This window comes from Pantoea sp. E2023-21, assembly GCF_051302795.1.
Classification (GTDB): domain Bacteria; phylum Pseudomonadota; class Gammaproteobacteria; order Enterobacterales; family Enterobacteriaceae; genus Pantoea; species Pantoea ludwigii_A.
Genome location: NZ_CP195345.1, coordinates 34,067 through 58,431, shown reverse-complemented (window position 1 = coordinate 58,431; position 24,365 = coordinate 34,067). Strand labels below are relative to the sequence as shown.

Sequence of the window (24,365 nt, the reverse complement as noted above, 5' to 3'; positions counted from 1 at the left end):
GGCTGCTATGCGCATTGCTTTTGGTGGAATTCATACTGAGTGCAGTACTTACAATCCGGTGCTGAATTATGCCGACGACTTTCGCATCGTGCGCGGGGATGAACTGACCACCAATCCCTACTTTGCTTTCCTGCAGGATTATGATGCCGAATTTCTGCCCACCTTCCACGCGCGCGCCATTGCCGGTGGTCCAGTGGCGCGCATCACTTACGACGATTTTAAGCAGGATTTCCTGACGCGCCTCGCGGCACAGTTGCCGGTGGATGGCGTTTATCTCGCCATGCACGGCGCGGTGTATGTCGAAGGCATGGAAGATGCCGAAGGCGACTGGATCAGCGCTACCCGCGCGTTAGTCGGCCCGGATTGCCCGATCAGCGTAAGCTACGATCTGCACGGCAATGTCACACAGCGCATCATTGATGCCATTGATATGTTCTCGACTTATCGCACCGCGCCGCACATTGATGTGGAAGAGACCATGCGCCGCTCGGTATCGATGCTGGTGAAAAGTCTGCAAACCGGCGTTAAACCTGGCGTGGTGTGGGCACCGATTCCGGTGGTGCTGCCCGGTGAGCGCACCAGCACCGAAGATGAACCCGCCAAAAGTTTGTATGCCCGTTTGCCCGGCATTAATGCGCTAGAACATATTTGGGATGCCTCACTGATGGTCGGTTACGTCTGGGCTGACGAACCGCGCGCCACCGCCGCCGCGATCATGACCGGCACCGATGCTGATGTACTGGCGGAACAGGCCGCAAAACTGGCACTGGCGTATTGGCAGGCGCGCGATGAATTTAGCTTTGGCTGCGTGACTGGCAGCATTGAAGAGTGCGTAGCGATGGCCATCGCCAGCGAAACCGCACCGGTGATTCTGGCCGATTCGGGAGATAATCCCACCGGTGGCGGCGTCGGCGATCGTGCAGATGTGTTGGCAGAACTGATTCGCCAGAACGCTCAGGAGGTTATCGTTGCTGGCATTACCGATAAACCGGCCACTGATGCGGCCTTTGCCGCCGGCGTTGGCGCAACCTTAACGCTAACCGTTGGCGCGTCGCTCGATCCGGCGGGCGGTAAAGTACAGGCCGAATTTGTCGTGAAGCATCTCAGCGACGATGCACGTTCCCTCGCAAAACAAGCGCTGCTGCAAACCGGCGGCATTACGCTGGTGGTCGCCGATCGTCGTCGTCCGTATCACAACCTGGCCGATTTCGCCCTGCTTGGCCTGCAACCTGCTGCGGCTAAAATTGTGGTGGTGAAGTCGGGGTATTTGTCGCCAGAACTGGCGCCGCTGGCCAATCCTAATTTGATGGCGCTGTCAGAAGGTGTGGTCGATCAATATGTGGAACGCTTAACGCGCAACCGCAAATTACAGCCTGCTTATCCATTTGATAAGGACTTCACTTTCCTGCCGGTTTGCAGCCTGTCGGCGCGCTTTGTGGTAGTGAAATGAACACGGCCGCCTCAGCAGTCGAACCGGTGCTGCGCATCGAAAATCTGACGGTGGCCTTTCGCGTTGACGATCAATGGCGCGATGTGGTGAAAAACGTCTCGTTAACCGTTAATGCGGGTGAAACGCTAGCGATAGTTGGCGAATCCGGTTCGGGTAAAAGTGTCACGTCGATGGCGATCATGCGCTTACTCAACATGCGTCACGCACGCGTCAGCGGCAACGTGCTGCTGAACGGCGTCGATCTGCTAACGCTGAGCGAATCTGCCATGCGCGATATTCGCGGCAATGCGGTGGCGATGATTTTTCAGGAGCCAATGACCAGCCTGAATCCCTCCTTCACCATCGGTAATCAAATTGCTGAAGCGCTGATCAATCACCGCAAAATCAGCAAACGCGCCGCGCGTGAAGAGACCATTCGGCTGCTGGAAAAAGTGCGTATCCCCAATGCCGCTAAACGCTTCAATGATTATCCGCACCATTTTTCCGGCGGGATGCGGCAGCGCGTGATGATTGCCATGGCGCTGGCGCTGCGGCCAAAACTGCTGATTGCGGATGAACCCACCACCGCGCTGGACGTCACCATTCAGGGGCAAATTCTTGATCTGATTAAGACGTTGCAGGAAGAGGAAGGCACTGCGGTGCTGTTTATCACTCACGATATGGGCGTGGTAGCCGAAGTGTCGGATCGCACGCTGGTAATGTATCAAGGTGATGTGATGGAAACCGGCACCACCGCAGCGATTTTCTCCGCGCCCGCCGCGGATTACACCCGCACGCTCATTGCTACCGTGTCACAGCCAGGCGCAATGCGCGGCATTGCTGGGCCGCGAAAGTTTTCTTTTAACGATGATAGCGCGGCGCCTGATTCCCCCCGCCTATCCGCACCGCGTCAGCCGCTGCTGTCGGTGAAAAATCTCAGCACCCGCTTCAGCATTCATGAAGGCCTGTTCAGCCGCAAAACGGGCGCGGTTCATGCGGTGGAAAACATCTCGTTTGATTTGATGCCGGGCGAAACCTTGTCGCTGGTCGGTGAATCCGGCTGCGGTAAATCCACCACCGGACGTTCGCTGACGCGCCTCGTCACGCCAGACGCTGGCGAAGTGGCCTTTGATGGTTACGATGTGCTGAATTTGTCTGCGCATGAGTTACGCACGTTGCGCCGCGCCATGCAGATGATTTTTCAGGACCCGTTCGCCAGCCTTAATCCGCGCATGTCGATACTGGAAGCGCTCACCGAACCCTTTCTGCAACATCGCTTAGGCAGTAAAGCCGAGGCGCGCGCGAAAGCTGCATCACTGATGGAGCGCGTCGGTTTATCTGCCAGCATGATGCAACGCTATCCGCACGAGTTTTCGGGCGGCCAGCGCCAGCGCATCTGCATCGCCCGTGCGCTGATGCTCGATCCTAAAATGATCATCGCCGATGAGTCGGTGTCAGCGCTGGACGTCACAGTAAAAGCGCAAATCATCAATCTGCTGCTCGACCTGCAACAAAACCTTGGGCTGTCGTATCTGTTTATTTCGCACGACATGGCGGTAGTCGAACGCATCAGCCATCGCGTTGCGGTGATGCTGTTGGGAGAAATTGTCGAAATCGGCCCGCGCGCGGCAATCTTTGAAAATCCGCAGCATGATTACACGCGTAAATTACTGTCGTCGGTGCCTGTTCCCGATCCGGCGCGCCGTCATGTGAAACGCCAGCTGGACATCAGCGAGCTAAAAAGTCCGGTGCGCGCGCTGGGCTTTGTGCCCGAAACGCGACGTTATCGTGAGGTCAGTGATGGACATTGGGTGATGGAATGACTCATCTTCATAACGCGCACAATCTGTAGTGGCGCAATTTATTGCGCGATAAATCGCGCCGCTACGGTATGTACGGTAATTAATACCGGGCTTGACTGATCGGCATTACGCGATTTATTGCCCGTCTTTGAGCAAAGCGCGCTAATCGGCCGCCCTCGATTCAATCACCTGAAAGCAATCGGCGGGCGGTGAAATCCTGCTGAGTCATGCGCGTCGTCTGCTCAGCCTGAATGATGAAGCCTGGCGCGCGTCTTCAACCCAACGAAACGGAGATCAAGTGACACAATACAATCAGTATGGTCAGCCGGTTGGTTTTGACTTAGCTGACTGGCAGCCAGCCACTTTTCCACCTGCCGATATCCTCGCAGGGCGTTTTTGCCAGTTAGCCCCGTTGCAAGTTGCTCATAGCGAAGCGTTATTTGCCGCCTTTTCACTGGCACCCGACGAGCGTGACTGGACCTGGCTGGGCGCATCGCAGCCGCGATCGTTAGCCGCGATGACCGACTGGATCATTAACAAACTAAGCGACAGTGGATTGGTCAGTTATGCGGTGATCGATCACGTTAACCAACAAGCAGTGGGTGCAGTCTGCTTCGCCAACATTGACGTGCAGAACGGTGCAATTGAGATTGGCCATGTCACCTGGTCGCCGCTGATGCAGCGCAACGTGTTGGGTAGCGAGGCGTTATATCTGTTGTTACAGCAGGCCTTCGCGCTAGGTTATCGCCGCGTTGCCTGGCGTTGCGATTCTCTTAATCTCGCTTCACGACGAGCGGCAGAGCGCATTGGCTTCACCTTCGAAGGCCGCTTCCGTCAGGCCATGACGCGCAAACAGCGTAATCGCGATACCGATTGGTTGTCGATCATTGATCGCGAATGGCCGCCTGTTCGCCAGGCATTCACGCATTGGCTGGCAGCGGAGAATATGGATGATCGCGGCTGCGAACAGCAAAAACTGCGTAGCTTTTTTCCAGCGGAATGACGTTGACTATACTGACAAGCTTTTAGCTTCTCTGTCCGCAATTTAAGAGGTACTTATGTCCAATGTATTTATCATTGGCGGCGCAGGCAATATTGGCCGTCGTCTGGCATCACTGCTGGTAAAAAATGGGCACACTGCGCGCCCGCTATTTCGTAAAGCAGAGCAAGAGCAGCTGTTGCGTCAACTGGGCGCTGCGCCCGTTAATGGCGATTTAACCGCGCTGGATGCAAAATCCCTTGCCGCTTTGATGGCGGGCAGCGATGTGGTGGTTTTTTCCGCTGGTGCCGGTGGTAAAGGCGGTGAAGAGATGACGAACGCCATTGATGGCGAAGGATTAAAAACCGCGGTTGCTGCGGCACAGCAGGCGGGCATCTCGCGTTTCCTGTTGGTCTCCGCATTCCCGGAAGCTGGCCGAGCGAAAAACCTCTCCACCACCTTCGAAAACTACATGCGCGTGAAAAAAGCCGCAGACGTCGCACTGGCGGAAAGCGATCTGGATTGGGTGATACTGCGCCCGGGTACCCTGACGGACGAAAAAGGCCAAGGCCAGGTACGTGCTGGTTTGGCGATCCCGTATGGCGATATCACTCGTGATGACGTGGCGGCGACGCTGGCTGAAATCATCGAACAACCCGGCGTCAGCCGCGTCATCATTGAACTGACGGGCGGAGACGTACCGGTGCAGGACGCGATAAAACAGATGGCACGTTGAAGACTGCCATCAAGCCGTTAAACGTGCCTACTCATCGATAGATCGTAAATGATCTTTCCTATTGAGCGTCATCAGCGCTGGAATACTTATCGCCGCAGTGACGATGATATACCAGGCCGGGATATCCAGATTTCCGGTCTGCTTAATCAGAGACGTAATGATAAGCCCTGCGCAACCGGAGAAAATGGCGTTGGATAAAGAATACGCCAGACCCAACCCGGTATAGCGTACGCGCGTGGGGAACATTTCCGATAACATTGCCGGGCCCGGCCCTGCCAGCAATCCCACAATTCCGCCGGCGACAAACACCACCAGCGCCTTAATTAATAGCGTTGAGGATTCTGCCTGAAGTACTTTCAGTAACGGTAATGCCAGCACCAGCAACAGGCATGCCGCGAAAACCATTACGCTGCGGCGGCCAATTTTGTCACTGAGAATGCCCGCCGGAATGATGGTTGCTGCAAAACCGAGGTTAGAGATCACCGCAATCAACAGCGCCTGATTAAAGCCAGTGTGCAGGGAAGATTGCAGATAGGTTGGCATGATCACCAGATAGGTATAGCCCGCCGCAGACCACACCATCACGCGGCTGATTGCCAGCAAAATAATCCTGAGCGTCGCAGCAAAACTGGCGCTGACCGCCGCAGGCTGTTGCTCTTTTTTAGCTTGCTGCTGACGCACAAAGCTGGGCGTTTCTTCCATGCTATAACGCAGCCACAGCGCCACAATCCCCATCGGCAACGCGAGGAAGAAAGGTATGCGCCAACCCCAACTGTGCATCTCCTCCACACTCAACACCGCCGATAGCAATGCGACAATCCCGGCACCAGCCAGCAGACCCAATGCGACGGTGAATGATTGCCAGGCACCATATCGTCCGCGCTGGCCTTTAGGCGCGAACTCCGTCATCAAAGACACCGCACCGCCGTATTCACCCCCGGCAAATAAGCCTTGCAGAATACGCAGTGCGGTAATGATCAGCGGTGCCGCCACGCCAATACTGGCATATGTAGGAATGACGCCGATCGCTGTCGTGACCAGCGTCATCATGATCAAGACAAAAATCAGCGTGGGCTTACGCCCAATACGATCCCCCATGCGGCCGAAAAATATGGCGCCCAGCGGCCGGAAGAAAAAGGCGATGGCGAACGAGGCGTAAGTCAGAATAATGCCGGTCAGTTCGGCTTCACCCTGCAGGCGAAAGAAATTCTGCGCGATAACCGTGGCGAGAAAGCCATAAACCGCAAACTCGTACCATTCAATGAAATTGCCCACTGAGCCGGCGATTAATGCGCGCTTTTGTGCATCGTTTGTAATATGAGGCTTCGGCATTACTTTTCCTCCTGTCGACTATTTGAAAAATGCAGTCAAAATAGCGCTGAACGCCGAGCCGGTTACAAAAGCCTGTGCTGTTTTCACCTCTTCGCTGCGAATATCGGCAAATCGCGCGAGTGCGCGCTCCGCATCCACAGCATCAATCTCCTCATACTGCTTTTCAAATCCCTGCGTAATAAGCTGCAACGTGCCGCTTTTATCTGAAGATTCCAAAACAGCTATCTGCTTATCCTTCGCAAAAAAAAGGTAGTGCGGCATCAGACGCTCCTGATCAGTGATGATTAATAAAGGAATAAACTACCTTAGAAGAATGGTATCTGCACATAAATGGCGTAATGATTGTGAACTGCGGCAGCCTGAGGTGCCATCAATCCCCGCAGGCGGTAAAGAGGTTTGAGGTCGGCAGGAGATGAAATGGGTGAGGTACCAGGCAGCCTAAATGGCTTACCTCCCTGATATTGAGGGTGGGTTGAGTCTTGGCAAGGAAGTCCTCACTGCTAAAAAAGTCAGTATCGGGCCTGCGCGCTTCAGTTAAAAAAACGTCTTCAGCTATTTTTTAGGCAAAAAGGTTTCTCCCACTATTCTTTCATGCATAACAGGCAAAATACCGCTCGGCTGTTGGGATGATGAGTGTGGAAATATTGCCATGCATGTTCGGGAGAATAAAACGACCCCATGAATACACGATTATCATAGGCGGGCGCCAGACGGCAGCTATCGCGATGCAAGTTGCAGCAACCTTCTGTATCCTCCTGACTAAAAACGTAAAAATCCGTTATGGTGAATTTCATCCGCTACTCCTCATGGGCCGAGATAAATAACAATCAATAAAACTTTTTAAAGTCGCCCGTTGCGGATACTCTATATACATTTTTAGCAACCAGCTCAAAATGAGCCTTAAATTAATTATAGCCTGCATGGCGCTGAGCACATTAAATTAAAAGAAAACTTATTTAAGCCGAACGCAATAAGGAGATAATAAAATATTCTATTATTTAACACCTTCACACCGCTACGCTTAATAGGGCCAATAATTACTATTAATCCTTATTGTAATCTATAAGCCACCTCTAAGATTACTCTTAAAAACACGCTTTCTATTTCCGATCAATTAAACTTAAGTAAACTTAAATTTTAAAACGTATCGGAGATAATATTATGCTCAGTTATACAATCCGCATTGAATTGAAAGAACCTAACGCTGGCACGCAAATTGAACTGCTGTATGCGATGCTTGAGAATGGCTTTGCGCGCAGCTTAGTGTGCGAAAAAGGGTATGCTTATGTTTTACCGACGAATGAGTATGTGTATGAAGGTAATGAAAATATAAGAAGTTTAACCGACAGAGTGGTTACATTGGTGAGTGAATTCAGCGAAGATCCTTCGGTAATGATTACCCAATCTAGCGCACGCTGCTGGTCAGGGCTGCGCGGCGTGAACCTCGCATGAACGACAGGATAAACGCCCTCTCGCGGCCGCGATGGCGTTTATGTAACAACTTAAAATAACTTAATTTTTATTCGCGCATTAATCTCACGGACGCACGCCAATAAAGCGAAGCCGAATAATGATATTTTTCGGGCATATTTATTTACAGATAAAGAACTCAGCGAAAAAGCTAAACCGGAAATGGCATCACTTCCGGTTTAGTGAGACAGAGTATCAGGCAAAATAAATCAGCCAGGATAAATACCGCGATCTTTACGCGCCAGCAAAATACGTTCGCAGGCAACGATATAGGCAGCTGTACGCAATGAGCAGCGTTTATCTGCCGCTTTGTCCCAAACGTGAACCATCGCCTCCGTCATGATGCGGTCCATACGCTTGTTAATCTCATCTTCGCTCCAGAAGAAACTCGCCATATCCTGCACCCATTCGAAGTAACTCACCGTTACCCCGCCGGCATTACAAATGACGTCCGGCACCACCTGCACGCCACGATTGGCCAGCACATCATCGGCATCGGGGTAGGTGGGGCCGTTAGCCCCTTCCAGCACCAGTTTGGCACTGATGATCTCTGCGCGCTCGCGGGTAATTTGTCCCTCAAGTGCTGCCGGGATCAGAATATCCATCTCGGTGGTCCAGAACTGTTCTCTGTCGATCTCACGCGCACCAGGGAAACCAGCAATCTGTTTATGCTCGATCTGCCATGCACTCAGCGCGGCTAAATCGATGCCGCCCTCGTTGAGTAAGGTAGCCGTGTGATCCTGAATCACCACCACGCGCGCCCCGGCTTCGGCGAAGAGACGTGCTGCCTCGCTCCCCACATTACCAAAGCCCTGCAGCGCTACGCGCGCCCCTTCAATGGTGATGTTAGAACGTTCTGCCACTTCACGACCGGTAATAAATACGCCACGGCCCGTCGCTTTCTCACGCCCTAACGAACCACCAAGATGAATCGGTTTACCGGTGACAACACCGGTAATGGTGGTGCCATGGTTCATGGAGTAGGTATCCATCATCCACGCCATGACTTTGCCGTTGGTGCCCACATCCGGCGCTGGGATATCTTTCTGTGGACCAATAATCAAACCGATTTCACTGGTGTAGCGGCGCGTTAATCGCTCCAGTTCACCTTCAGACAACGCATGTGGATCGACACGAATCCCGCCCTTCGCGCCACCGTAGGGCAGGTTGACCGCCGCACACTTAATGGTCATCCAGGCCGAGAGCGCCATCACTTCGTTCAGGTCAACTGCCGGATGGTAACGCACGCCCCCTTTGCCCGGTCCGCGTGAGAGATTGTGCTGTACGCGGTAGCCTTCGAAGTGGCGAATCGAGCCGTCATCCATCTGCACCGGAATGTCGACAATCAGTGCTCTTTTAGGATGGCGCAGGGTTTCTATCCAGCGAGACAATTCACCAAGGTAAGGCGCAACGCGGTCAATTTGGCTCAGGTAGGTAGTCCAGGGAGATGTACTGCTTTCAGAAGCGTAAGATAACTTTTCCATGAGAAGCCTGTATGATCAGAGTTATTTATATTGAAAAGACGTGGAAAGGTAATGCATTGCACTAGACGGAAAGTAATTTAACACCTTTTCAGAAAACCGGATCACGCCAAATAAGGAGGATTTAACTTTTTCGACACAAAAATGCGTTAATGAATGAATAACTAAGCATTAAATTTACCCCACATACAGCGCATATTCATGCAAGTAATATTCACTAAATTGCATAAAATTTGATTTTATTCCTATTTTTCAGTTCTTTGATGGTCATCAAAAAGTGAATAAACTGTTATTTTTCCGCATTGACTTTGTTAACTCACGCAACCACGATAAGTAAAACTCAGCGGGAAACCTCCAACATGATGTAGGCGTTTATTAGTTTTACTTTTATTTCATCTATTTAAACGAGCCTCTTTAACGGTTAAAGAGAGACGTTGCGTTATTTCGTGCGCAGAAATAATTAAACCCTTATTTGCCATTGATGCTTGCGGGCAGGCATCACCCTGCATCTTTTTGCCAGACTGAAGGAATCATTGTGTCTAACCAACCTACACAAGAGCAGATTCAGCCTGCTCGGGCTAACGACGCCCCGCAAAAACTGCAGCGAGGGCTCAGCGAACGCCATATTCAGATGATCGCCTTAGGCGGATCCATCGGCACCGGGCTATTCATGGGTGCCGGACGCAATATTGCGGTGGCCGGAACCTCGATTTTAATCATCTATATTCTGGTTGGCTTCTTTAGCTATATGGTGATGCGGGCGATGGGCGAAGTGCTGCTTAGCCGACTGGACTATCGCTCATTTGCCGATTTCGTCGGCGATTATCTCGGGCCTAAGGCCAGCTTTTTTCTCGGCTGGTCATATTGGCTGAGTTGGGTAGTGACCTGCATCGCGGATGTGGTGGTGTGTGGCGCCTATATGCAGTATTGGTTCCCGGAAATGTCGGCGTGGATACCCGCGTTGTTCACCCTGGGGATTTTGTGTTTGTTTAACATGTTGTCGGTGAAAGCCTTTGGCGAGGCGGAATTCTGGTTTGCACTGATCAAAGTGATTACCATTATTGCGCTGATTATTACCGGCGGATGGATGGTGTTTACCGGTTGGACCTCACCGGATGGCGTACAAGCTTCGGTGCATAACCTGACCGATCCGGCGGTGTTTATGCCGCACGGCATCACCGGTTTTCTTGCCGGTTTCCAAATCGCTATTTTCTCTTATACCGGAATTGAACTACTCGGCACGATGACCGCAGAAACCCGCGATCCCGAGAAAATTTTGCCACGCGCGATTAACGCTTTGCCGCTGCGGATTGTGATTTTCTATATGCTCTCGATGATGGTGATTATTGCGGTTACCTCATGGCAAGGTGTATCGCCAGATACCAGCCCGTTTGTCACCTTGTTTGCCAAGGCTGGACTGCCCGCGGCGGCGGCGATCATTAATTTCGTGGCGCTGACTTCCGCAATGTCGTCCGCCAATAGCGGCGTCTACTCCAGCACCCGCATGTTGTATGGCCTGTCAGTAGAGCAGCATGCCCACTGGCAGTTCCGTATTCTGTCACGCACCACACGCATTCCGCTGCGCAGTTTGCTGTTCTCCTGCTTCTGTATGCTGAGCGGTACCTTGCTGCTGTTCCTGGTGCCAAATGTATCAACGCTGTTCACCATCGTTTCCACGCTGGCCGCCATTCTGGTGATCTATTGCTGGGGAATGATTCTGGTGTCTTATCTGGTGTACCGCAGGCAACGTCCTGATTTGCATCAAAAATCAAAATTTAAGATGCCCGGCGGCAGGATGATGGCCTGGGCGACGCTGATGTTCTTCCTGTTCTCAGTGGTGATCATGATATTTGATCCCGATACGCTTGCGGCTTTAGCGGCCTCACCGGCGTGGTTTATTGCGCTGTGGCTGTGCTGGAAGATGAAGGAGAAGCGGGCCCGATCGTTGAATGGTGAGTTGAACGCCAAATCTGCCTCGTCCTGAGGCAGACATCTTAGCCATAACCCGATTTTGCTGACGTTTCCCACTTTAGCGCCTGACTCATTTCCATCTCCAGTCGAATAGCAGCACAGTTCGTCTCAAGATGCTCCACTTTACTTTCAAAGTCGCTGAGACTGCTGCTCTCTATTTCGAGGATCATATAGGCGATCTCATGGCGACACTCTTCACCAAAGGTCTTCAACTTTTTCTCTTTAAGCAGCCACTGAACCAGCAACTCTTTTTTCTCCTCTTCTGGTGTTCGCCGCTTACTGAATTTCAGAAAGCGAACCTGAAGCAGCAGCTGATGGTAAAAGAGAGCAATGCTATCGAGTTGTTTTAGATGCATGTCGCATCCTCTTTTATGAGTCGATAAAAATGAGGAACCAGCCTGCTTTCACAGGCTGAGTAAAGCGCTTAAAGCGGGGAAGCAGGTGCAGCAGCTTGATCGTAGCCACCCCAGACTGACTGATCGAACTCAATCATTGAGCCGGTCATCAATCCGGACTCTTCGCTGGCGAGGAATGCCACTGCGCGCGCCACTTCTTCCGGTTGGATCAGGCGGCCAAACGGCTGAGACGCTGCCGCTTTCTCCAGCCAGTTATTCTCTGCGCTGTGATATTGCTTCATGATGCGATCTTCGCCTTCCGATGCCATCCAGCCAATGTTGAGGCCATTCACACGAATGCGGTTACGCAATAAGGCGTAGGCGGTGTTGCGTGTCAGGGTGGCCAGCGCGCCCTTGGAAGAGCAGTACGCGGCGATAAACGGTTGCCCCGCCAGCGATGACATCGAACAGATATTCACGATGCTGCCCGCAATGTTATCGCGGCGCATCAGCTTGATGGCTTCCTGCATCAGGAAGAACGGGCCACGAACGTTGGTGGCGAAGATGCGGTCGAAGAGTTCGGGATCGGTATCTAAGATAGTACCGCGATCGCTCATGCCGCCGGCATTAACCAAAATATCGACGCGACCATGCAGTTTATCTGAGGTGGCGATGACGTGACGGCAATCCTCTACGTTAGATAAATCCGCACGCACGAAATCCACTTTGGTTTCACTTTCTCCGTTTAAACGCTCGGCAACCTTGGTCCCTTTCTCCTGATTCCGGCCACAAATCACCACTGCGCTAGCGCCCAACTGCGTAAACTGACGCGCAATCGCTGCGCCCACGCCTTGCGTACCACCGGTAACCACGGCCACTTTACCTGTTAACTGGTTCATCATATTGCTCCTGAAATGACTGAATAACCGGCTGCGTCGAGCGCAGAACGAAGTGTTTTATAACCAATAAGCGCGTATTCCAGCGGCGGTGCTTTCGCTGGGTCTTGCTCTGCTTCCACCACAAACCAGCCCTGATAGCCGATTTGCGCCAACTTATTAACAATGGCACTGAAATCGATCATGCCATCGCCGGGGACGGTAAAAATCCCTTGCAGCACGGCATCAAGGAAGGAATCGCGATGTCGATCTAAGGTGCGCAGGACCTCTTCGCGCACGTCTTTGGTATGTACGTGAATGATGCGATCGCCATGTTTTTCCAGAATTCGCAGTGGATCGACGCCTGCAAACACCAGGTGACCGGCGTCAAACAGTAGCCCAACCTCTGGCGTGGTGACGGCCATCAAGCGGTCAATATCATGTTCATCCTCAATGGCGGTTCCCATGTGATGATGGAAAGCCAGCGGCACGCCGTAGTCCTGGCAAAACGCTGCAAACTGGATCAGTTTTTCGCCGTACTCGCGCATCTGCTCATCAGTAAGACGACAGCGCTTCGCCAGTGGCACATGTTGCTGATTTTGGATGGTGCCGGCCGTTTCGCCATATACCAGGCAAGCCGCGCCGCAATCACGAAACAGCTGCATTTGCGGCAGTGATTTTTTGATCTCCTCCTCCACGCTGTTGTCCAGCAAGGTGCCGGAGTACCAGCCTGACACCAAATCCAGCTGATACTCTTGCAGTAGCGGCTTTAGCGCGTCAGCAGTTTTGGGAAACTTACCGCCGGTTTCAACACCCTGAAATCCCGCCTGATGACTTTCAGACAAGCAGGTCGTGAGCGGCGTATCCCCACCCAACTGCGGCAAGTCATCGTTCGACCAGGCAATGGGCGCGATGCCCAGTTTGGCTTTTAACATCATAAACTCCCTGATTAAATGCCGACGCGCTGCGCCTGGCGACCTTTAACGTGCTCTTCACGCGCCTGGTTAACGCTGTCTCGTGCGCTGACTTCCGGCACGCCGACATCCCACCAGGCATCGCCCGGCGTCCAGTCAAACGGATGAGTATCGATGGAGATGACCGTGGTGCGATCGTTACCTTTGGCCCAGCCGATCGCTTCCTCAAGCTCATCCAGCGAGGAGACCTTGCGCGCCAGTGCCCCCATGGATTGCGCATGAGCGACGAAATCGACGTGAAACGGCTCCTGTACCCGACAATCCTTCAGCAGGTTATTAAATGAGGCGCCGCCCTTGGCATTTTGCAGACGGTTGATCACCGCATAGCCGCCGTTATCGCACACCAGCAAAATGAATTTGTGGCCCGAAAGAACGCTGGAGTAGATATCTGAATTCATCATCATGTAGGTGCCGTCACCAATCATCACGAACACGTCGCGCTCCTGCTCAGCCATCGCCACGCCCCAGCCAGCGGAGAGTTCATAGCCCATGCAGGAGAAGCCAAATTCGCAATCAAACGTGCCTGGATTCTTCACCCGCCAACCTTTCACCAGTTCACCGGGCAGTCCGCCCGCCGCGCTGATGATGTAATCTTCTGCCGCCGCCGCTGCATTCACTACGCCAATCACCTGCGCGTAGGTGGGATCGCCCTCCGATACCGTGCGTTCCTGCCGCGCCGCAATCAGTTCGTTCCATTTGGCAAACGCCCGGCGACCTTTTTCCAGCCAGCTATCGGCTGCTTTCCAGCTGCCGAGCGCCGTGTGCAGTTCGCTAATGCCTTCACGGGCATCACACTCCAGCGGGATGGCCAGATGCTTGTGCGCATCAAAGCGCGCGGCGTTGAGCGCAATAAATTGAGCTTTATGATCGAATACCGTCCATGAACCGGTGACGAAATCCATCAAACGCGTCCCCACCGCAGTCACCACATCTGCCTCGGCGGCCAGCGCATTGGCCGAGGTTGAACCGAGAATGCCAATCGGCCCGCAATGAATGGGGTCATCGTGGGTAAACGCGCCCTTTCCGGCGATGGTTTCCACCACCGGGATGCCATGCGCCAGGGCAAACTGCGCCAGTTCTGCTTCAGCCTGCGAATAGCGCACGCCGCCACCAGAAATAATCAGCGGACGTTTAGCCTGTCTCAGGCACTCAGCAGCGCGTGCCAGCAGTTGGCGATCGGGACGTGGACGTGGTATCAGATGCAAACGCGGAGCAAAGAACTCTTCTGGGTAATCCCACGCCATCTCCTGCACGTCCTGGCATACGCCAATAAAGGCTGGGCCACAGTCGCCGGGATCGAGCAGGGTTGCCACGGCTTGTGGCAGAGAGGAGAGGATCTGTTCAGGATAGGTAATTCGATCCCAGTAGCGCGACACCGCTTTAAAGGCATCATTCACCGTTTGGGTCGGATCGTTGAAATGCTCGACCTGCTGCATTACCGGATCGGGATGGCGACGGGCAAAGCTATCACCGCAGATCATTAAAAGCGGCAGACGACTGGTATGTGCTACGCCCGCAGCGGTGAGCAGATTGGTGGTGCCAGGACCAATCGAGGCGGTAACTACCATGATTTGACGTCGCACCATCGCCTTGGCAAATCCCACGGCGGCAAACGCCATCGACTGCTCATTCTGCCCGCGCCAGGTGGGTAATACATTTTGCGCCTCTTCTAGCGCTTCGCCCAGGCAAGTGACATTACCGTGGCCAAAAATGCCATACACGCCCGGAAACAGCGGCACGCGTTTGCCATCCACCTCGGTAAACTGATTGCTCAGATAGCGAACTATCGCCTGAGCCGTCGTGCAACGAATCGTAGCCATATCCTTACTCACTTTTCAGAGATGCTGCTGTGCAGCATGGTGTTATATTTCACAACTTAAGTTGCTAAAAACAAATAACCGCAATATAAGTTGCAACTTCAGGCGACAAAACTCCCACTCTACTGCGAGCGGGAGCCCGTTAATTCAATTATGCGCGGTTGCGTTTACGCTGTGATTCTGTGCGCTTCTCACGTTCAGTAATGGTTTCGATGCGCGGCTGCGCGACTTCCGGCTGCAATACTGCTGCCAGCGCCATGGCGATGCTTTGCGCCAGACAAACCGGCGCGGCCAGCGATCGCGAAAAGCTGTACTCCTCTTCCGGAATGTTGAACAGCACGCTGGCGCTTTTAGCTAACGGTGATAGCGGCCCATCGCTAATGGCGATGACCGGAATGGTGCGCGCGCTGGCATGGTCGGCAATGGCGATCACCTCTTTGGCATAATGGCGAAACGCGATGGCGATAAGCACGTCACTTTCACGCATATTGTTAGCCATTTCCGGCGCCAGCCCGCCGGCGGAATCTAGCAGGATCACCCGGCGGTTCAGCATGGTGAGCATATAACGCAGCAATAATGCAATCGGCTCGGAGCGCAACTGACCGGCGATATAGATAGTTTCCGCCTCCTTCAGATACCCCGCGGTCGCATCGAGATCGCTTTCCGCTACGTTGCTCAGCAGCTCCTGCAGCGTAGCAATGTCCCGTATCACCAGGCTTTGCAAAAAGCCGAGGCTGCCCTTCTGCTCATTCTTACGTAGATCATTCTCCAGGGCGGTGATGCGCTCGTTGTAACCCGGTGCCGCCGTGGCGAGTCGGGTCTGAAATACGCTCTGCATCTGTTTGAAACCGCTATAGCCAAACACCTGCGCAAAACGCACCAGCACCGAGGGGTGCAGACCACATTTCGCGGCTACAGCGTTAATCGATTCCAGCGCCACCGTGTTCGGATTTTGCGTCACATAACGCGCCGCCTGCTGATGCCGCACCGACAGCTGCGCATAGCGTTTAGTAATCTCATCCACAATTTGCTCGTAATTTTCATGCGGCAGCGTGGTCTGCATCTTCTCAATCTTGCTCATCCATCATTCCTTTTCGGCGTACAGCCCATCTCGCCAGCACGCTACCGCAATAAAAATTGCAAGTAAAATCTTAATGCAATTAGTTCTAACGCATTCGCTGCCAACAGGGAAAAGCTCTGCGTGATATTTGTGATTAGGTTCGAAGAATTCACTTTTAGTCTGATTGAAACACCTTTTTCGAAGAAATCAAACCGACTTTATATTCTGATTTATATAGATAATTTAAACTAAAACCTCAATTTAACCTCACGCCTGCCATTGCATTGCAATTTTTATTGCTCCGATCCTAACATTGCAACTATCAATGCTGCTGAGGGATTCCCATCCCAGGTCTTCCCTCCCAGCTGACCGTTTCAGGCTGTCGCTTGAGCCTGAAACTGCTACCGGAGGAATGGATCAACATGTATCAAAACTTTGGACAGTTTATTAACGGCGAATGGTGTCAGGGCAGCGGTGCAGAACCGGTGATCGTCACCGATCCCGGCAACGGGCAAACGCTGGGTGAAATTGCCGCCGCCTCTGTTGCCGACACCCAATCTGCGCTGGCCAGCGCAGAAGCGGCGCTGGTCGCATGGCGAACTACCTCAGGCTGGGCGCGGGCGGATTTGCTGCAGGCGGTTGCAAAAGAGATGACAGTAACAGCGGCAGAAGCCGCTGAGATCATCTCGAAGGAGAGTGGCAAACCGTTCGCGCAGGCCAGGCGCGAATGGGAATTATCGACCGACCAATTTATCTGGTACGCCGAAGAGGCGCGTCGTATCTATGGCCGCATTGTAGAAAGCCGGGTGCCAGGCGGACGCTGTGAAGTGTCGCACGAACCGGTCGGCGTGGTGGCGGCGTTTACCGCGTGGAATTTCCCGGTGGTGTTGGTGGCACGCAAGCTTGCACCCGCGCTCGCCGCCGGCTGCACGGTGGTGTTGCGTCCCTCCAGTGAAGTTCCTGGCTCCGCCATGATGATTTTTGAGTGTCTGCGCAAAGCGGGACTGCCGGCTGGCGTGGCCAATCTGGTTGTTGGGCCGACTGCCGCAACCTATGAACCCTTGATTGCTTCGCCCGTGGTGAAGAAAGTCTCACTAACCGGCTCAACGCAACTCGGTCAGCAGATGATTCGGGATTCAGCGGCCACGATTAAGCGCCTTAGCATGGAGTTGGGCGGCAACGCGCCGGTCATCGTCTATGACGATGCCGATCTGGAAAAAGTGCTCGACCTTTCCGTGGTCACCAAATTTGCCAACTGTGGCCAGGTTTGTGTCACTTGCGATCGCTTTTATGTCCACCAAAGCCGCTATCACGACTTCGTACAAGGCTTTGCCGAGCGTGCGAAAAAAATCAAGGTCGGTTACGGGCTGGATGAAGGCACGCAAATGGGCCCACTGATCAATCCTCGTCGCCTCAAAGCCATCGAGACGATCGTGGCGGATGCGCGCGAGAAAGGAGCACGCATCGTGGCCGGCGGCGAACGTATCGAATTAAACGGCGGCTACTTCTTCGCTCCAACCGTGATTGCCGACGCCCCCGACGACGCGCTGGCGATCGCCGAAGAAAATTTTGGTCCGATTGCCGCCATCACCTCATTTAGCGACATCGACGATCTTTGGCGCCGCGTTAATAACTCTGATTTTGCTCTTTCCGCTTACGCCTTTACCCGCGATCCGGCCCGCATTCGTGAAACCGTGGCGCGCCTCGAATCCGGCATGGTCGGTATTAATAGCTATGCGCTGGCCGCTGCCGAAGTGCCGTTTGGCGGCGTGAAAGCCAGCGGCATGGGGCGTGAAGGCGGAAGTGAGGGTATTCACGACTATATGAACGTCAAACTGGCGCAAATCGTGCTGTAAGGAACGGATTGATGAAGCTGAATAATATCAAAGCACGCTGGAATGCAGGGCAAACCGTACTCAATGGCTGGCTTAGCATCGCCAACGCCTTCACAGCTGAAATCATGGCTGAGCAGGGTTACGACGCACTAACCATCGATTTGCAGCACGGTTTTGTCGGCTATGACCAGGCAACGCATATGCTGCAGGCGATGCGCGCCAGCGGCGTTGCCCCAATGGTGCGCGTGCCCTGGTTAGAGCCGGGCATCATTATGAAGTCACTGGATGCCGGTGCGTGGGGCATTATTTGTCCGATGATCAGCACCGCAGAGCAAGCGCAGGCGCTGGTCTCCTGCGTGCGTTATCCACCCCACGGCAGCCGCAGTTTTGGCCCAACGCGCGTGACATTCTCCGCCGGCCAGGATTACGGCCAGCATGCCGACGATCACGTGGTGTGCCTGGCGATGATCGAAACCGCCGAAGCCTTTGACAATATCGAAGCGATTGTCGCTACCCCCGGACTGGACGGCGTCTATATCGGGCCAGCCGATCTGACGCTAGGACTTACCGGCAGAAAATATCGCACGGGTTTTGATCGCACTGAACCGGAAATTGTCGATGCGATTAAGCATATTCTCGCCACTGCGCATCGTGCTGGGAAGAAAGCGTGTTTGCACAACGGTTCTGCCGCTTATGCGGCGAACGCGGCGCAATGGGGGTTCGATTTAGTCACGCTTTCTAACGACGTCCAGCTGTTACGTGGCGCAGCAGCCAGCAGCGTGCAGCAATTCCGCGAACTCAACGGTGACGGCCAGGCAACGCAATCAACCCAGGCGGGAGGTTACTGAGATGCCAAACATTCTGGTTGCCGGAAAAATTCATCCGGCCGGGCTCGATATTCTGCATAACGCGCCTGGATTCAACGTGCAGTTGGTGCACGAGGTCAGCGTGGCGAGTTATGCGCCCTTTATTGCCGAAGCGGATGCGCTATTAATCCGTACGCAGCCGCTCACGGCTAAAGAGATCTTTGCTGGAAAAAATCTGCGCATGGTGTCACGTCACGGCGTGGGTTATGACTCGGTTGACGTTGCCGCTCTTACCGAACGCAACATTCCGCTGACCATTGTCGGCAATGTGAATTCACTTTCCGTGGCGGAACATACGCTGTCCTTGCTGCTGGCTCTGGCAAAACGCATCTGCTATTTCGATAGCAGCATTCGTGAGGGTGAATGGAATCGTCGCAACAGTTTTTCCGCCGTAGAGGTGGCTGGCAGAACCTTATTCATCCTCGGTTTTGGTCGTATCGGCCGCGAAGTGGCGCGCCTGGCGAAAAGCTTCCGCATGAAAGTCATCGCCTACGATCCTTTCCTGCCCGATAACAGTTTCGTAGAAAGCGGCGTAACCCGCGTTGCAGACATTAATGAGGGCCTGCAACAGGCCGATGCGGTCACTATCCATTTGCCTTTAAGCGGTGATAAAGCGGTGATTGGCGCGGACGAACTGGCGCTGATGAAACGCCACGCCATTTTAATCAATACCGCGCGCGGTGGCATTGTCGATGAAGAGGCGCTGGCAACCGCCCTGCAAAACGATGCATTGGGTGGCGTGGGTCTTGATGTATTACAGCAGGAGCCGCCCGCGCTAAATACCGCGCTACTGGACCAGCGCGACAAATTAATTCTCAGCCCACATTCCGCAGGACTTACCGAAGAGGCGGCGATGCGAATGTCGATTTCCGCTGCCACCAATATCGTCAACTTTTTCACTGGTCAGCTCGATACGGATCTGGTGGTCAATAAGCAGGTTCTTGCGCTTAACGACCTGATGAGCCAATTGCCCTGATAACAATAAACCTCTCGACCCGGAGAACATCATGCTCAAAATTGCCATCCTCGGCGCTGGCCGCATTGGTCAGGTTCATGCCGCCAACGTGGCGCGTCATAAAGACGCTCAGTTGGTTATGGTTGCCGATCCCTTTAATGAAAATGCCCATGCGTTAACGGCTTTATGGGGTGGTCGCGCGGTGCAAGATCCGCTTGAGGCGATTAACGATCCCGCTGTCGATGCCGTGGTGATCGGGACACCGACCGATACCCACGTTGAGCTGATGCTGGCCGCTGCCAACGCGGGCAAAGCCGTGCTGTGTGAAAAGCCGGTCGACCTTGATATCCACAAAGCACTGGCGGCCGAAAAAGCGCTGGGCGAAAAGGCCAGCAGAGTGATGCTGGGTTTTAATCGCCGCTTCGATCCCGGCTTTAACGAAATTCATCAGCGGATTGCTAAGGGAGATATTGGTGACCTGCACCAGGTGGTGATCACCAGCCGCGATCCTGGTTTGGCACCGTTGAACTATCTCAAGCATTCCGGCGGTATCTTCCGCGATATGGTGATCCATGATTTTGACCTCGCGCGCTGGATTTTGGGTGAGGAACCCGTTGAGGTGTTTGCCAGTGGCAGCCGCCTGTTTGAGCCTTCGCTGGAAGCGTTAGGGGATTACGACACGGTGATGGTGCAGCTGCGCACCGCCTCCGGTAAACAGTGTCAGATCAACTGCAGCCGCCAGGCGGTATATGGCTACGATCAGCGTCTGGAAGCGTTTGGATCTGGCGGCATGATGATCAATGACAACCATCGTGAAACCACGGTGCGCCATTTTGGCGCCCAGCACACCGAAGTACGTGGCCCGCTGCTGGACTTCTTTATGCAGCGCTATGCCGATGCGTATCGGCTGGAAATCGACGCTTTCATTCAGGCCATCGGCAACGGCAGCGCGCTACCTGTCAACATTCATGATGGCTGTCAGGCGCTACGACTTGCCGATGCCGCTCAGCTGTCAGCCGACACTCAGAGCGTAGTGAAATTGAATTAAGGACTTTATTGGCAAGGACGCCACCCTAATTTTCGTTATTACTCTTTAAATCATGCACAAAATTAAGCGCGTTGTTAGTAAACCCTACGTAAGTGAAGTTAATAATAAAACACCCGACATCAGATTAGTTCTGAGACTAATAATTAACGTGGAAGATCATTATGAAAAAATTCATCTTACTCTGTGTTACCTTACTTTCACTAAGCCCTGCAGTGAATGCCGTACAGGTCGGCGTCAGCATCGCCCAAATGGATGATGTATTCCTCTCTCGCCTGAGAGGCTATATTATCGAGCAGGCGAAAACCCATCCGGATATGAAAATTCAATTTGAGGATGCTCAGGGCGCCGTTGATAAACAATTGAGTCAGGTGCAAAGTTTTATTAACGGTAAAGTCGACGTAATTATTGTTAACCCGGTTGATACCCAGGGAACCAAAAATATGGCTGATGCGGCACGCGCCGCTAAGGTACCCCTCATCTTCCTCAACCGTATGCCTTCAGATGCGAAAATGGGTGATGGCGTGAGCTATATCGGCAGCGATGAAATAGAAGCCGGACGTTTACAGATGCAGTATCTGGCAGATCAAGTGAAAGATCGTAAAAGCGTTAACGTCGCCATCATGAAAGGGTTATTAAGCAATGATGCTACCCGCTTCAGAACTCAGGGAGCAAAAGAGATCATTGCCAAACATCCTAATATGCATGTGATTGTTGAAGATACCGCAAAATGGATGCGTGAAGATGGCATGAATCTGATGAATAACTGGATTCTATCGGGCGACAAAATAGATATTCTTTCTGCCAACGCAGATGAAATGGCTATTGGTGCCGCCATGGCCATTAAAAGTAATGGCATTAAAATTGGTAAAGATATTTTAGTCGGTGGTACCGACGGCGGACCAAATGGATTACAGGCGATTAAAACCGGCTTACTTACCGTTACCGTATTCCAGGATGCAAAATCACAAGCTTATGGTGCGGTGGATATGGCGGAAAAAGCCGCCAAAGGTGAAAAAGGTCCAGGATATTAACTTTATTCCGTTTCAGTTAGTCACACCGAAAAATTACCAGAAGTTCATGACAAATTAACCGTCGTTTTTTCTGTGTCTGACGTTGGCACCTGTGAAGGTTGCAGGTGCATTTTTTTAATTTGGAGACGTTATGAAAACCATTAAAGGCCCTGCGGTATTTCTGGCGCAGTTCGCTGGCGACGATGCACCGTTTAACTCTTTATCTGGCATGGCTGGCTGGGCAGCGGAAAAAGGATTTAAAGGCGTAGAAATTCCCAGCTGGGATCAACGCCTCATTGATTTGGCGCAAGCCGCCGAGAGCCAAACCTATGCGGATGAGATCCTTGGCGTACTGGCTGAACATGACCTGCAGTTGACCGATTTAGCCAGCCACTTGCAAGGACAGCTGGTTGCACTGCATTCTGCGTTTGATTTACCCGCCGATAGCTTTGCCCCAGCCGGTCTGCGCAATGACCCACATGCACGCCAGCAGTGGGCAACTGAACAGCTTTATCTGGCAGCGCGCGCATCACGCCGCTTAGGCCTGGAGAAACATGTCACTTTTTCGGGCACGCTGCTGTGGCCATTTCTCTATCCCTATCCGCAGTGGCCAGAAGGCTTGATTGATGAGGGCTTTAACGAGCTGGCACGGCGCTGGACACCGATTCTTAACGCATTCGACGAACAGGGAATCGATCTCTGTTACGAAATCCACCCCACGGAAGATTTGCATGATGGTTTGACCTTTGAGCGTTTTTTGGAAAAAACCCACCACCATCCACGCTGCAACATCATGTATGACCCCAGTCATTTGGTATTACAGGGCATTGATTACCTGACCTATATCGATCACTACCACCAACGCATTAAGGCTTTCCACGTTAAAGACGCTGAATTTAGGCCGAATGGCAAAACTGGCGCCTATGGCGGCTACCAACCCTGGACCAGCCGCGCTGGTCGCTTTCGTTCACCCGGCGATGGCCAGACCGATTTCAGCGGCATTTTCTCTAAATTGACCGGCTACGGCTTCGATGGCTGGGCAGTGCTGGAGTGGGAATGCTGCTTTAAAAACCCGGAAGATGGCGCACGTGAAGGCGCTCAGTTCATCAGCGACCACATTATTCGCGTTACCGATAAACCGTTTGATGATTTCTGTAAGTCCTGGGCCGACCCATCACTTAATCGTAAAATTTTGGGCATTGAAGGAGCAAAACATGCATAGGTCACCGTTGAGTGGACGTCGTATCCGATTAGGCATGGTTGGCGGTGGCGAAGGTGCCTACATTGGCGGAATCCATCGTTTTGCCGCACGTCTTGACGATCAGTATGAACTGGTCGCGGGCGCGTTTGACGTTGATGCCGAGCAGGGGCATCGCTTTGCAGCGCAAAACTACATCGCGACTGAGCGATCTTACCGTGATTATGCCAGCATGGCGCAGGCTGAGGCGGCACGCGCTGACGGCATTGATGTGGTCGCCATCTGCACACCAAACTTTACCCACTTCCCCATCGCGAAGGCCTTCCTCGAAGCCGGCATTGATGTGATTTGTGAGAAACCGCTCACCACCACGTTGCGCGATGCTGAAGCGTTGGCCGAGGTTGTGAGTCAGACCGGACGCTTTCTGGGTGTCACTTATACCTATTCTGGCTATCCGCTAATTGTGGAAGCCCGGATGCGCGTCCAGGCCGGACTGATTGGCAAAGTGCGAACGGTGCAGGTTGAGTATCCGCTGGAGTGGATGGCAACCGGCGTCGAGCTGAAAAACAATCAGCAGGCGGCATGGCGAGTCGACCCGCAAAAGAATGGGCGCGGCGGCTCGATTGGCGATATTGGTACCCATGCCTATCATCTCGCGGGATATGTGACCGGATTAAAAGCGGAGAGCGTGATGGCTGATTTAGCCACCTTTGTAGAAGGACGTGCTCTGGACGATAACGCCCACGTACTGATTCGCTACGAAGGCGGCGCGCGCGGCATGCTGTGGTCTTCACAGGTGGCGATTGGTTGTTCCAATGCGCTGCGGCTGCGGGTGTACGGTGAAACCGGCAGCCTGACATGGGCGCAAGAGCAGCCAAACGAACTGATTTACACCTCATTGGAAGGGTATACCCAGATTATTAAACGGGGACGTGACGATCAGGATGCGATAACCCGGGCGCGCACCCGCACACCACCCGGCCATCCTGAGGGTTATATCGAAGCCTTTACCAATCTGTATAGCGGCTTCGCGGCTGCACTGCGGGCGCGTGATGAAAAACGTGCTGTTTCAGGCATTGGCGCAGTTATTCCACAAATCCATGATGGCCTGAAGGGCGTAGCCTTTGTCGATGCGGTCGTCGATAGCCATCAGCAGGGAACGGTGTGGAAACAACCGAAATATCGCTGATGC

Annotated in this window: 21 protein-coding genes; 13 read left to right on the top strand and 8 right to left on the bottom strand. The window is 53.2% G+C overall.

The features are described 5' to 3' along the window. Positions 1-7: 7 nt before the first annotated feature. The 4 genes from ACRQ84_RS19305 (at position 8) to ACRQ84_RS19290 (ending at position 4,946) form a co-directional block, all read left to right on the top strand. Positions 8-1,450, top strand: coding sequence for a M81 family metallopeptidase (locus tag ACRQ84_RS19305; protein WP_483818262.1), 1,443 nt, complete (start codon positions 8-10; stop codon positions 1,448-1,450). Next, the gene (locus ACRQ84_RS19300; RefSeq protein ID WP_483818261.1) at positions 1,447-3,252 is read left to right on the top strand and encodes an ABC transporter ATP-binding protein; all 1,806 of its coding nucleotides are present in this window, start codon (positions 1,447-1,449) and stop codon (positions 3,250-3,252) included. The genes ACRQ84_RS19305 and ACRQ84_RS19300 overlap by 4 nt, the downstream gene beginning before the upstream one ends. Positions 3,253-3,529: 277 nt before the next feature. Further along, the gene (locus ACRQ84_RS19295) at positions 3,530-4,234 is read left to right on the top strand and encodes a GNAT family N-acetyltransferase (protein WP_483818260.1); all 705 of its coding nucleotides are present in this window, start codon (positions 3,530-3,532) and stop codon (positions 4,232-4,234) included. A 55-nt stretch (positions 4,235-4,289) separates the two neighbouring features. Then, on the top strand, positions 4,290-4,946 hold the full coding sequence (locus tag ACRQ84_RS19290; protein ID WP_483818259.1) for an NAD(P)H-binding protein: 657 nt from the start codon (positions 4,290-4,292) through the stop codon (positions 4,944-4,946). Positions 4,947-4,973: 27 nt separating this feature from the next. On the opposite strand, the gene ACRQ84_RS19285 is transcribed toward ACRQ84_RS19290, so the two are convergent. Both ACRQ84_RS19285 and ACRQ84_RS19280 read right to left on the bottom strand, forming a co-directional pair. After that, positions 4,974-6,278, bottom strand: coding sequence for an MFS transporter (locus tag ACRQ84_RS19285; RefSeq protein WP_483818258.1), 1,305 nt, complete (start codon positions 6,276-6,278; stop codon positions 4,974-4,976). An 18-nt stretch (positions 6,279-6,296) separates the two neighbouring features. After that, positions 6,297-6,539, bottom strand: a complete 243-nt coding sequence (locus ACRQ84_RS19280; protein WP_064739823.1) for a hypothetical protein — start codon at positions 6,537-6,539, stop codon at positions 6,297-6,299. 900 nt (positions 6,540-7,439) lie between these two features. Between ACRQ84_RS19280 and ACRQ84_RS19275 the strand changes: the two genes are divergently transcribed. After that, positions 7,440-7,730: a hypothetical protein gene (locus tag ACRQ84_RS19275; protein ID WP_483818257.1), complete on the top strand. Its 291-nt coding sequence runs from the start codon at positions 7,440-7,442 to the stop codon at positions 7,728-7,730. 227 nt (positions 7,731-7,957) lie between these two features. On the opposite strand, the gene ACRQ84_RS19270 is transcribed toward ACRQ84_RS19275, so the two are convergent. Further along, positions 7,958-9,232, bottom strand: a complete 1,275-nt coding sequence (locus ACRQ84_RS19270) for a Glu/Leu/Phe/Val family dehydrogenase (protein WP_483818256.1) — start codon at positions 9,230-9,232, stop codon at positions 7,958-7,960. Positions 9,233-9,764: 532 nt separating this feature from the next. Between ACRQ84_RS19270 and ACRQ84_RS19265 the strand changes: the two genes are divergently transcribed. After that, complete coding sequence (locus ACRQ84_RS19265; protein WP_483818255.1) at positions 9,765-11,213, top strand: amino acid permease; 1,449 nt, start codon at positions 9,765-9,767, stop codon at positions 11,211-11,213. Between the two features lie 10 nt (positions 11,214-11,223). Here the strand turns inward: ACRQ84_RS19265 and ACRQ84_RS19260 are convergent, their stop codons facing one another. The 5 genes from ACRQ84_RS19260 to ACRQ84_RS19240 all read right to left on the bottom strand — a co-directional run bounded on the left by ACRQ84_RS19260 (position 11,224) and on the right by ACRQ84_RS19240 (position 16,282). Further along, positions 11,224-11,556: a hypothetical protein gene (locus ACRQ84_RS19260; protein WP_483818254.1), complete on the bottom strand. Its 333-nt coding sequence runs from the start codon at positions 11,554-11,556 to the stop codon at positions 11,224-11,226. Between the two features lie 68 nt (positions 11,557-11,624). Beyond that, positions 11,625-12,434 carry an SDR family oxidoreductase gene (locus ACRQ84_RS19255; RefSeq protein WP_483818531.1) on the bottom strand — a complete coding sequence of 270 codons (810 nt, stop codon included), beginning with the start codon at positions 12,432-12,434 and terminating at the stop codon, positions 11,625-11,627. After that, positions 12,434-13,348, bottom strand: a complete 915-nt coding sequence (gene iolE / locus ACRQ84_RS19250) for a myo-inosose-2 dehydratase (RefSeq protein ID WP_483818253.1) — start codon at positions 13,346-13,348, stop codon at positions 12,434-12,436. The genes ACRQ84_RS19255 and iolE overlap by 1 nt, the downstream gene beginning before the upstream one ends. 11 nt (positions 13,349-13,359) lie before the next feature. Further along, a complete protein-coding gene (gene iolD, locus ACRQ84_RS19245; protein WP_483818252.1) occupies positions 13,360-15,204 on the bottom strand; it encodes a 3D-(3,5/4)-trihydroxycyclohexane-1,2-dione acylhydrolase (decyclizing) in 1,845 nt (614 codons plus the stop codon). Between the two features lie 148 nt (positions 15,205-15,352). Further along, positions 15,353-16,282 (bottom strand): MurR/RpiR family transcriptional regulator, encoded by a 930-nt coding sequence (locus ACRQ84_RS19240; protein WP_483818251.1) that lies wholly within the window; start codon positions 16,280-16,282, stop codon positions 15,353-15,355. A gap of 401 nt (positions 16,283-16,683) precedes the next feature. Here ACRQ84_RS19240 and ACRQ84_RS19235 point away from each other — a divergent pair, with 401 nt between their 5' ends. From ACRQ84_RS19235 to ACRQ84_RS19205, 7 genes are all read left to right on the top strand, one after another. Next, positions 16,684-18,117 carry an NAD-dependent succinate-semialdehyde dehydrogenase gene (locus ACRQ84_RS19235; RefSeq protein WP_483818250.1) on the top strand — a complete coding sequence of 478 codons (1,434 nt, stop codon included), beginning with the start codon at positions 16,684-16,686 and terminating at the stop codon, positions 18,115-18,117. Positions 18,118-18,128: 11 nt separating this feature from the next. Continuing rightward, a complete protein-coding gene (locus tag ACRQ84_RS19230; RefSeq protein WP_483818249.1) occupies positions 18,129-18,944 on the top strand; it encodes an HpcH/HpaI aldolase family protein in 816 nt (271 codons plus the stop codon). A 1-nt stretch (position 18,945) separates the two neighbouring features. Continuing rightward, positions 18,946-19,938, top strand: a complete 993-nt coding sequence (locus ACRQ84_RS19225; protein ID WP_483818248.1) for a hydroxyacid dehydrogenase — start codon at positions 18,946-18,948, stop codon at positions 19,936-19,938. A 31-nt stretch (positions 19,939-19,969) separates the two neighbouring features. Then, positions 19,970-20,965 carry an inositol 2-dehydrogenase gene (iolG, locus tag ACRQ84_RS19220; protein ID WP_483818247.1) on the top strand — a complete coding sequence of 332 codons (996 nt, stop codon included), beginning with the start codon at positions 19,970-19,972 and terminating at the stop codon, positions 20,963-20,965. Between the two features lie 161 nt (positions 20,966-21,126). Further along, on the top strand, positions 21,127-21,996 hold the full coding sequence (locus ACRQ84_RS19215) for a substrate-binding domain-containing protein (RefSeq protein WP_483818246.1): 870 nt from the start codon (positions 21,127-21,129) through the stop codon (positions 21,994-21,996). Positions 21,997-22,126: 130 nt separating this feature from the next. Continuing rightward, positions 22,127-23,197 (top strand): sugar phosphate isomerase/epimerase family protein, encoded by a 1,071-nt coding sequence (locus tag ACRQ84_RS19210; RefSeq protein WP_483818245.1) that lies wholly within the window; start codon positions 22,127-22,129, stop codon positions 23,195-23,197. Then, positions 23,190-24,362: a Gfo/Idh/MocA family protein gene (locus tag ACRQ84_RS19205; protein WP_483818244.1), complete on the top strand. Its 1,173-nt coding sequence runs from the start codon at positions 23,190-23,192 to the stop codon at positions 24,360-24,362. Before ACRQ84_RS19210 ends, ACRQ84_RS19205 begins: the two co-directional genes overlap by 8 nt. The last annotated feature ends 3 nt before the right edge of the window (positions 24,363-24,365 follow it).